General features: G+C 40.2%; 3 protein-coding genes. All 3 read left to right on the top strand.

Going from position 1 to position 8,964, the window contains the following annotated elements:
• Window positions 1-1,848 (top strand): condensation domain-containing protein (locus H6G97_RS39075; RefSeq protein ID WP_242055866.1); only part of this gene is annotated, 1,848 nt, incomplete at its 5' end.
• 26 nt (window positions 1,849-1,874) lie between these two features.
• Window positions 1,875-2,924 carry a TauD/TfdA family dioxygenase gene (locus H6G97_RS39070; protein ID WP_190946025.1) on the top strand — a complete coding sequence of 350 codons (1,050 nt, stop codon included), beginning with the start codon at window positions 1,875-1,877 and terminating at the stop codon, window positions 2,922-2,924.
• A gap of 41 nt (window positions 2,925-2,965) precedes the next feature.
• Window positions 2,966-8,964: non-ribosomal peptide synthetase (locus tag H6G97_RS39065; protein ID WP_190946024.1), on the top strand; the 5,999-nt coding region annotated here is incomplete at its 3' end.

The following is an 8,964-nucleotide window of genomic DNA, read 5'->3' as shown; positions in this document are numbered from 1 at the left end:
CAACAACTGCGTCTGTTTTTGAGTGAGAGATTGCCTGAGTATATGATTCCACAGGCGATCGCCCTTTTAGACCATTTGCCACTCAATCATAATGGCAAAGTTGACCGCCAGGCATTGTTAGCTTTAGAGTTGGTGGGGGATGCAGAAATTGTTAGCACAGTGCGATCGCCATTTGAAGAATTATTAGTGGGAATTTGGCTCGATGTCTTGGGTCTGAAAAATGTCGGTATTCATGACAACTTTTTTCAGTTGGGGGGACATTCTTTACTTGCCACCCGTTTGGTGTCACGGTTACGTAGCAGTTTCAATGTCGAATTGCCATTACGTAGTGTGTTTGCTGCGCCAACTATTAGCGGACTCGCACAACAAATTCAGATGACGCGGCAACAAAGCCAAGCTTTACTTGCACCGCCTTTGTTACCGATTGACCGAAATCAACGGTTGCAGTTGTCTTTTGCTCAAGCTAGGTTGTGGTTCTTGCATCAGCTAGAGCCAGAAAGTCCACAATATAATATGCCAGGGGCGCTGCGCTTTACAGGTCAACTTGATATCACAGCTTTACACCAAAGTCTGAATGAAATTGTGCGTCGCCATGAGATATTACGCACAACTTTTCTCACTATTGATGGACAACCAATACAAGTTATTGCTACTGATGCTAGTCTCAATCTCCCAATAATCGATTTGCAGCATTTATCTACTGCTTACCAAGAGACAGAAATTGTTAGATTAGCTACTCATGAAGCAATGCAGCCTTTCAGCTTGGAACTTGGCCCATTACTGCGAGTTAACCTAATCAAAATTAATTCGCTAGACCATGTACTGTTGGTGACCATGCACCACATTGTTTCGGATGGCTGGTCAATTGAAATATTAATGCGGGAAATAGCGTTAATTTACAACGCTTATGCTAATGGACAAGATTTACAATTACCAGAATTGCCCATCCAATATGCTGATTTTGCCCATTGGCAGCGTCAGTGGCTAGAAGGTGAGGTATTACACACTCAACTCAACTATTGGCAACAGCAATTACAGGGCGCACCGCCAATACTGGCACTACCCACAGACCGACCACGACCTTCTATGCAAAGTTATCGAGGAGGTACTCAATCTTTTGCACTTTCAACCACATTAACTCAACAACTTATATTTCTGAGCCAAAATTGTGGTGTTACTCTTTTCATGACCTTGCTTGCTAGTTTCCAAACTCTGTTACACTGGTATACAGGTCAAAATGACATTGTAATAGGCACAGATGTTGCTAATCGTAACCGTGCCGAAACAGAAGGTTTAATTGGTTTTTTTGTCAATCAACTAATATTACGCACCGATTTATTTGGTAATCCTAGCTTTCGAGCCTTGCTTTTTAGAGTTAGGGAAGTAGGACTAGCAGCTTATGATCGTCAAGACTTGCCATTTGACAAGCTAATAGAGGCAATTAACCCAGAGCGTAATTTAAGTTATCAACCGTTGTTTCAAGTCAAGTTTGTCCTTGAGAACAGTCCGATATTATCGCTAGAAGTTGCCGATTTAACTATTAGCCTTGAAGAAATAGATAATGGCACAGCCAAGTTTGATCTACTTCTCAACATGGTAAATATAGATGATAGACTTACCGGAACTTTAGAGTACAACAAAGATTTATTTGAATCTGTCACAATCAACCGAATTTTAGAACATTTCGAGACAGTTCTTACCAATGTGGTTAAAGAACCTGATGCTGAGTTGAGTAAGTTTAAAAATCTATTAGATGAAGCTGACAAGAAATACCAAACGGCACAAGAAGAAGTACTAAAAGAGGCTCGTTTACAGAAGTTTAAGAATATCAAACGTAAATCTACATAATTAATAAATTAAATCTTGAGGCAAACATGACAAAATTTGATGGTTTGAAAATAGAGAGCAAAAAATTACCTTCTCTTAAGCGAAAAACTGTTGATACATCACCAACAGGATTAATAAAAACAGAGTCTCTACAACCCGAAAATTCTCTACCATTGGTTATTCAGCCAGCCATAAAAGGAGTAAGTTTAGTCAGTTGGGCAAATAATAATCGAGAATTTTTTGAGGCACAATTGTTAAAGTATGGAGGAATACTTTTTCGCAATTTCAATATTAATGGAGTATCAGAATTTGAGCAATTTATCAAAAATGTTTCTCCAAATTTGCTAGAATATAATGAGCGTTCTTCCCCACGCAGTTGTGTAACTGGGAATATTTATACGTCCACAGATTATCGTGCAGACCAAAGTATTTTTCTGCACAATGAAAATTCCTATCAGCAGACCTGGCCTTTAAAAATTTTCTTTTTCTGCATCACACCTGCACAGCAAGGAGGAGCAACAACAATTGCTGATACTCGGAAGGTTTTTGCACGCATAGACCCAAATATTCGAGAGCGTTTTATCAAAAGTGGGGTTATGTATGTTCGGAATTTTGGTCATGGCTTTGGTCTTCCTTGGCAAACAGTTTTTCAGTCTCAAGACAAAAATGTAGTAGAAGAATATTGCCGCAGAAATGGAATTGAAACAGAATGGAAAGATAATGATTGTCTCAAAACTAGAGCTATTCGTCAGGCTGTAGCTAGGCATCCCCACACAGGTGAAATGCTATGGTTCAATCATCTAGCTTTTTTTAATATTTCAACCTTAGAAACAGAAATCCGCGAGGCATTATTAGCAGAATTTACAGAAGAAAATCTTCCACATAACACTTACTATGGTGATGGTTCTCCAATTGAGATTAAGTTTTTAGATGAACTTCGTGAGGCTTATAGGCAGGAAACCATTCCTGTTTTTTGGCAACAAGAAGATATTTTGATGTTAGACAATATGTTGGTAGCTCATGGACGGACTCCATTTGTTGGTTTGCGAGAGATTGTTGTAGGTATGAGTGAACCTACAAGCAACAAAAATATTTAATTCCAAGGCATAGAGGTAGAGATATGCAGAAGAATGCAACAATGACAACAAAAGTGAGCAGCACATTCCGACTATCACCCCAGCAAAGACATCTATGGTTGTTGCATAAAGTTGGTCAAAGTTTGCCATATCATGCTCAATGTGCTGTTCGGATTGAAGGCAATCTCAATGAAGAAATTTTTCAAGCAGCTTTGAATGAGGTAGTTAATCAACATGAGATTTTAAGAACAGGTTTTTCTTGTTCGCTTGGAATGGATATCCCATTTCAGGTAATTAATGATAGTAGTTTAATATCACTGAAAACTTATGATTTAAGTGGTGTCCGACAGCAGGAGCAAAAAACTAAACTTGAGGCTATTGTTAATCACCTGAACCAGCAAAACTTAGACTTGAGCCAGGACTCACTTTTGCATTTTTCGCTAGTAACTCTAGCACTAGATAAATATGTTTTATTTATAAATATGTCTGCACTTTCGGCAGATACGGCAAGTTTAAGAAATTTAGTAAATGAAATTATTAAAATTTATAGTAAATTATTAATTAATCACCAAATAGATGATGAGCCTTTACAATATGCTGACATTTCTGAAATTTTTAATGAATTAACTGAATCGGAGGATACACAAACCGGAATAGAGTATTGGCGCAAGCAAAATTTATCTACTATTTTAAATTTAAAGCTTCCTTATGAAAAACAACCTATTAAGAACGGAGAATTTAAACCTCAAGTTTTGAGATTAAGGGTTGATCAAGAGCTAAAAGAAAAAATTGCAGTATTTGCTCAACAGTACAATACTTCATTTTCTTTCTTCTTTCTAGCTTGTTGGCAAATCCTTCTCTGGCGGCTGACTGAAAAATCAGACGCGCTCATTGCTATGGGTTATGATGGTCGAACTTACGAAGGTCTAGAGGAAGCGCTAGGACTGTTTGGAAAATATTTACCAATTCGCTGCTCAATAAAAGAGAATGTTTCATTTTTTGAAATTTTAAATCAGTTGAAAGAATCCATTAAAGATGTTTATCAATGGCAAGATTATTTTGCTTGGGAACATATAGAAGTTATTAACAAAAATAATGAAGGGCAATTATTCTTTCCATTTTGCTTTGATTATGAAGAAGAATATCCTACATATTCTACTAATAACATTTCATTCTCTATTTACAAACAATATTCTTGCTTTGATCGTTATAAGGTAAAACTATCTTGTGTGCATGAAGATAGTGTTTTATTTACAGATTTTTACTACGATGAACATTGGTTAACTGAGAATAATATTCAACGTCTGGGAGAACATTTCTATGTGCTGTTGAACAGCATTCTGGAAGTGCCATATACCAGTGTGGATCGGATTAATATCCTTAGCGATGGCGAACGAGAAAAACTACTGTTTGAATTCAACTCCACGCAGGTTAACTACCCTAAAGACCAACTTATACACCAGTTGTTCGAGCAACAAACCCAGCATACACCTGACAAGATTGCTGTTGTTTTTGAGAATCAACAACTAACTTATGCCGAACTCAACCAACGTGCCAATCAACTAGCTCATTACTTGCAAAAACTAGGTGTAGGCCCGGAGGTAATGGTAGGAATCTGCGTTGAGCGATCGCTTGAGATGTTAGTAGGACTGTTAGGTATCCTCAAAGCTGGTGGGGCTTATGTCCCACTAGATCCGACTTATCCCAAGCAACGGCTGGCGTTTATGCTAGCAGACAGTCAAGTTCCAGTTTTGCTCACTCAACAACGACTGATTGAGGTATTACCCGAATATACATCCTCAGTAGTCTACTTAGATACAGATTGGCAAACTATTGCAGGGCAAAGCGACCAAAACCCAAACAACAAGATAACGCCAGAGAATTTGGCTTATACAATCTACACTTCGGGTTCAACTGGTCGTCCCAAAGGCACGATGATTGTCCACCAAGGGCTAGTAAATTATTTAAATTGGTGTACAGAAGCATACACAGTTAGCCAAGGAACAGGAGCGCCAGTACATTCTTCCCTAGCCTTTGACTTGACTATCACAGGATTATTCTCACCTTTACTTGTAGGATGTAAAGTAGAAATACTACCTGAAGACCGTAGTATCGAAAACCTTTGTACGGCAATACGTAACGGTAATAACTTCAGCTTAATCAAACTAACCCCAGCCCAACTAGCCTTACTAAATCAGCAGTTGGCTCCTGAAGAACTAGCAGGACGCACTCGTGCTTTTATCATTGGCGGCGAGAACTTATTAAGTCAACACCTGACCTTGTGGCAAACTTATGCTCCTGAAACCGCATTAGTTAATGAGTATGGGCCAACAGAGACAGTAGTAGGATGCTGCATATATACTGCTCCTCCAGATCAGCAGTTGTCAGGGTCAGTGCCTATTGGTCGTCCTATTGCCAATATGCAGATATACATCCTAGATTGTCAGATGCAACCATTGCCCGTCGGTGTACCAGGCGAACTCTACATTGGCGGTGCTGCTTTAGCTCGTGGTTATCTCAAGCGCCCCGATTTAACAGCAGAGAAGTTTGTGCCCCATCCATTCTCGCTAGAAGCAGGTGCGAGGTTGTACAGAAGCGGTGACTTAGCACGCCATTTACCAGACGGCAACATTGAATACTTAGGGCGCATTGACGAACAAGTTAAAGTCAGGGGGTATCGCATCGAACTAGGCGAAATTGAGAGCCTACTTAGGCAGCACGAGGCAGTCCGCGAGGCCGTTATCTTACCTTGGGAGCAAGAGCCAGGGCAGCAGCGCTTAGTGGCATACATGGTGTCAAAACCTGGATTGTCCCTAACTGTTAAAGAGTTAAGGAATTTCTTACAGGCGCAGTTGCCCGAATATATGGTGCCAGCTACATTCATATACTTAAAGGCACTACCACTGACATCGAACGGCAAAGTTGATCGTCGAGCATTACCAGCCCCTGACACAGCTAGACCTCTATTGGAAGAAGCCTATGTAGCTCCCCGTAATCCTGTTGAGGAAAGATTGACTGCAATTTGGACTGAAGTTTTGGGGCTGAAGCAAGTCGGCATTTACGATAACTTCTTTGAATTAGGGGGAGATTCCATCCTCAGCATTCAGATTATCGCCAGAGCTAATCAGTCTGGGATTAAGCTCATCGCCAAACAGATGTTTCAATATCAAACTATTGCTGGGTTAGCTAAAGTAGCAGATACTACCTCAGTAATGGCGATCGCCCAAAGTCCAGTAACCGGAAAAGTCTTACTGACACCTATCCAGCAATGGTTTTTTGAGCAGGAATTGCCACAACCGCAACACTATAACCAAGCAATTCTATTGCAAGTAAGACAAACATTAGATATAGGATTGTTGGGACAGGCGGTACAGCATTTACTTGGACATCATGATGCCCTGCGTTTACGTTTTTCTCGCTCAACAATTGGTTGGCTCCAAGTCAACGCTCCAGAAGATGCTTTATCACCATGCTTGCAAGTGGATTTGTCAGCCTTACCTGAAGCATTACAACCTGCTGCTCTGCAAACGGCAGCAGATCGAGTGCAAGCAAGTTTGAATTTATCAGACGGGCCTGTTGTGAGAGTAGCCTTATTTAACCTGGGTTCACATCAACCTTGCCGTTTACTGTTAGTTATTCATCACTTGGTAGTTGATGGTGTCTCTTGGCGGATTTTGCTAGAAGACTTGCAAACTGTTTACCAACAGATCAAGCAGAATCAAAGCATTACCCTAGCGCCAAAAACAACTTCTTTTCAACAGTGGGCAGAAGTCTTGAACGAGTATGTGCGATCGCAATCACTAGAACAAGAACTGTCTTACTGGCTGGCAGAACCTCGATTTCGTGTTCACCCAATACCACGGGACTATCCGCAGAGTAAGGACAATACTGGTGGCTTCAGCAACACTGTTTCTGTCACCCTCGATGCCAAAGATACTAATGCTTTATTGAAAAACGTGTCACAGGCATATCGTACCCAAATTAACGATGTTCTGCTGACAGCATTACTACAAGTCTTAAGTTCATGGAGTGGCGATCATTATTTATTAGTTGATTTAGAAGGCCACGGACGAGAAAATCTCATTGAAGATATAGATATATCCCGTACTATTGGTTGGTTTACTACAGTTTTTCCTGTATTACTGGAGCTAGAAGCAGCAGACAATCTAGGAGAAGTTTTAAAGTCAGTCAAAGAGCAATTGCGGTGGATTCCCAACCAGGGTATTGGTTATGGTTTGCTGCGATATCTCAAACAAGATACAGCTATTACTGAGCAATTACAAAACCTACCTCAAGCAGAAATACTTTTCAACTACCTTGGTCAGTTTGATTCGTTATTCTTGTCCGATTCGATGTTTAAACTGGCACAAGAATCTAGTGGTTCGGAACAAAGTTTGCAAAATAGCCGCAGTCATGTTTTAGAAATTAATGCTTTAGTAGTTGAAGGAAAATTAAAAATTGATTGGACATATAGTGAGACTATTCATCAGCGCTCAACAATTGAGAAGCAAGCTTCTCAATTTGTCAAAGCATTAATAGCATTAATCAATCATTGTGAGTCTCCAGAAGCTGGTGGATTTACACCTTCTGATTTTCCACTAGCAAAAATAGATCAACAAACACTTGATAATTTACTTCTTGGATCTGAGGATATAGAAGATATTTATCCCCTGTCACCAGCACAGGAGGGTATACTATTCCATACTTTATATGCTCCAACATCAGAAGTATATTTTAACCAGACCAGCTGCACTTTGCAGGGTAATTTGAATATCTCGGCTTTTAAACAAGCATGGAATCAGGTAGTTAAGCGGCACTCAATTTTACGCACTGCTTTCTTTTGGCAAGTATTAAATACACCGCTACAAGTTGTATTCAAGGAAGCACACCTACCATTTGAACAGCAAAATTGGCAAGGAATTGATCTAACAAAACAGCAAACAGATTTTAAAAAATTCTTGCAAGCAGATCGTGACCAAGGCTTTGACTTGACTACTGCACCATTGATGCGTTTAGCTCTAATTCAACTGGATGAAAAGACATATCAATTCATGTGGAGCAACCATCACTTACTCTTAGATGGATGGTCAACATCGTTAGTACTCAAAGAAGTATTTGGTTTTTACGAAGCATATTGTCAGAGGCAAGACTTAAACCTAGAAAGTAGTCGTCCCTATAAAGACTACATTTCTTGGTTACAACAGCAGGAATTGACCAAAGCAGAGGCATTTTGGCGGCAAACACTTAGTGGCTTTAGCGAACCGACTCCATTAAACATTAATAAAGCTCCTACCAGCCTAGTTGATGAAGATTTTTACGATGAGCAAAAACTTCAGCTATCTGCCTTGGCAACTTCGGCTCTACAATCCTTAGCACGGCACCATCAGCTAACTTTAAACACTTTCGTTCAGGGAGCTTGGGCCTTACTTTTGAGTCGATACAGCAATCAGTTCGATGTGGTGTTTGGTGCAACTGTGTCTGGTCGTCCGCCTACCATAACGGGGGTAGAGTCATTGGTGGGTTTATTTATCAACACTTTACCGTTGCGAGTTCAGATATTACCCGAAGCTTTGCTTTTAGACTGGTTGACACAGTTGCAAATTCAACAAGCTGAAATGCTCCAGTACGATTACAGTCCCTTAGTGCAGGTACAGGGGTGGAGTGATTTACCCAGAGGAGCTTCTCTGTTTGAAAGCATTGTAGTGTTTGAGAACCAACCATTTGATGAGTCTTTGCTCGAACCGGGTGGTAGGTTAAAGATTGGAAATATTAGCGCTGTTGAGCAAACAAACTACCGGCTCACTCTAACAGCAGTTCCGGGAACACGGTTATCGCTGAATTTAGGCTATAACTGCCGCCACTTTACAGGAGAAAGCATCACATTGATGCTAGAAAATCTGCAAACCATCCTAGAAGCAGTAACCAGTAACCCAACCCAGAAACTAAGCGAAATACCATTAATATCAGAATCACAAAAACAACTTCTACTAACTGAGTGGAACCAAACCCAAACAGAATACCCAAAACATCTGTGCATACATCAACTAATAGAAACAGTTGC

Origin of the sequence: Nostoc flagelliforme FACHB-838, from assembly GCF_014698065.1 — a bacterium.
GTDB lineage: Bacteria > Cyanobacteriota > Cyanobacteriia > Cyanobacteriales > Nostocaceae > Nostoc > Nostoc flagelliforme_B.
The sequence above is the reverse complement of the archived record's forward strand: the minus strand, read 5'-3'. Positions and strand labels throughout refer to the sequence as shown.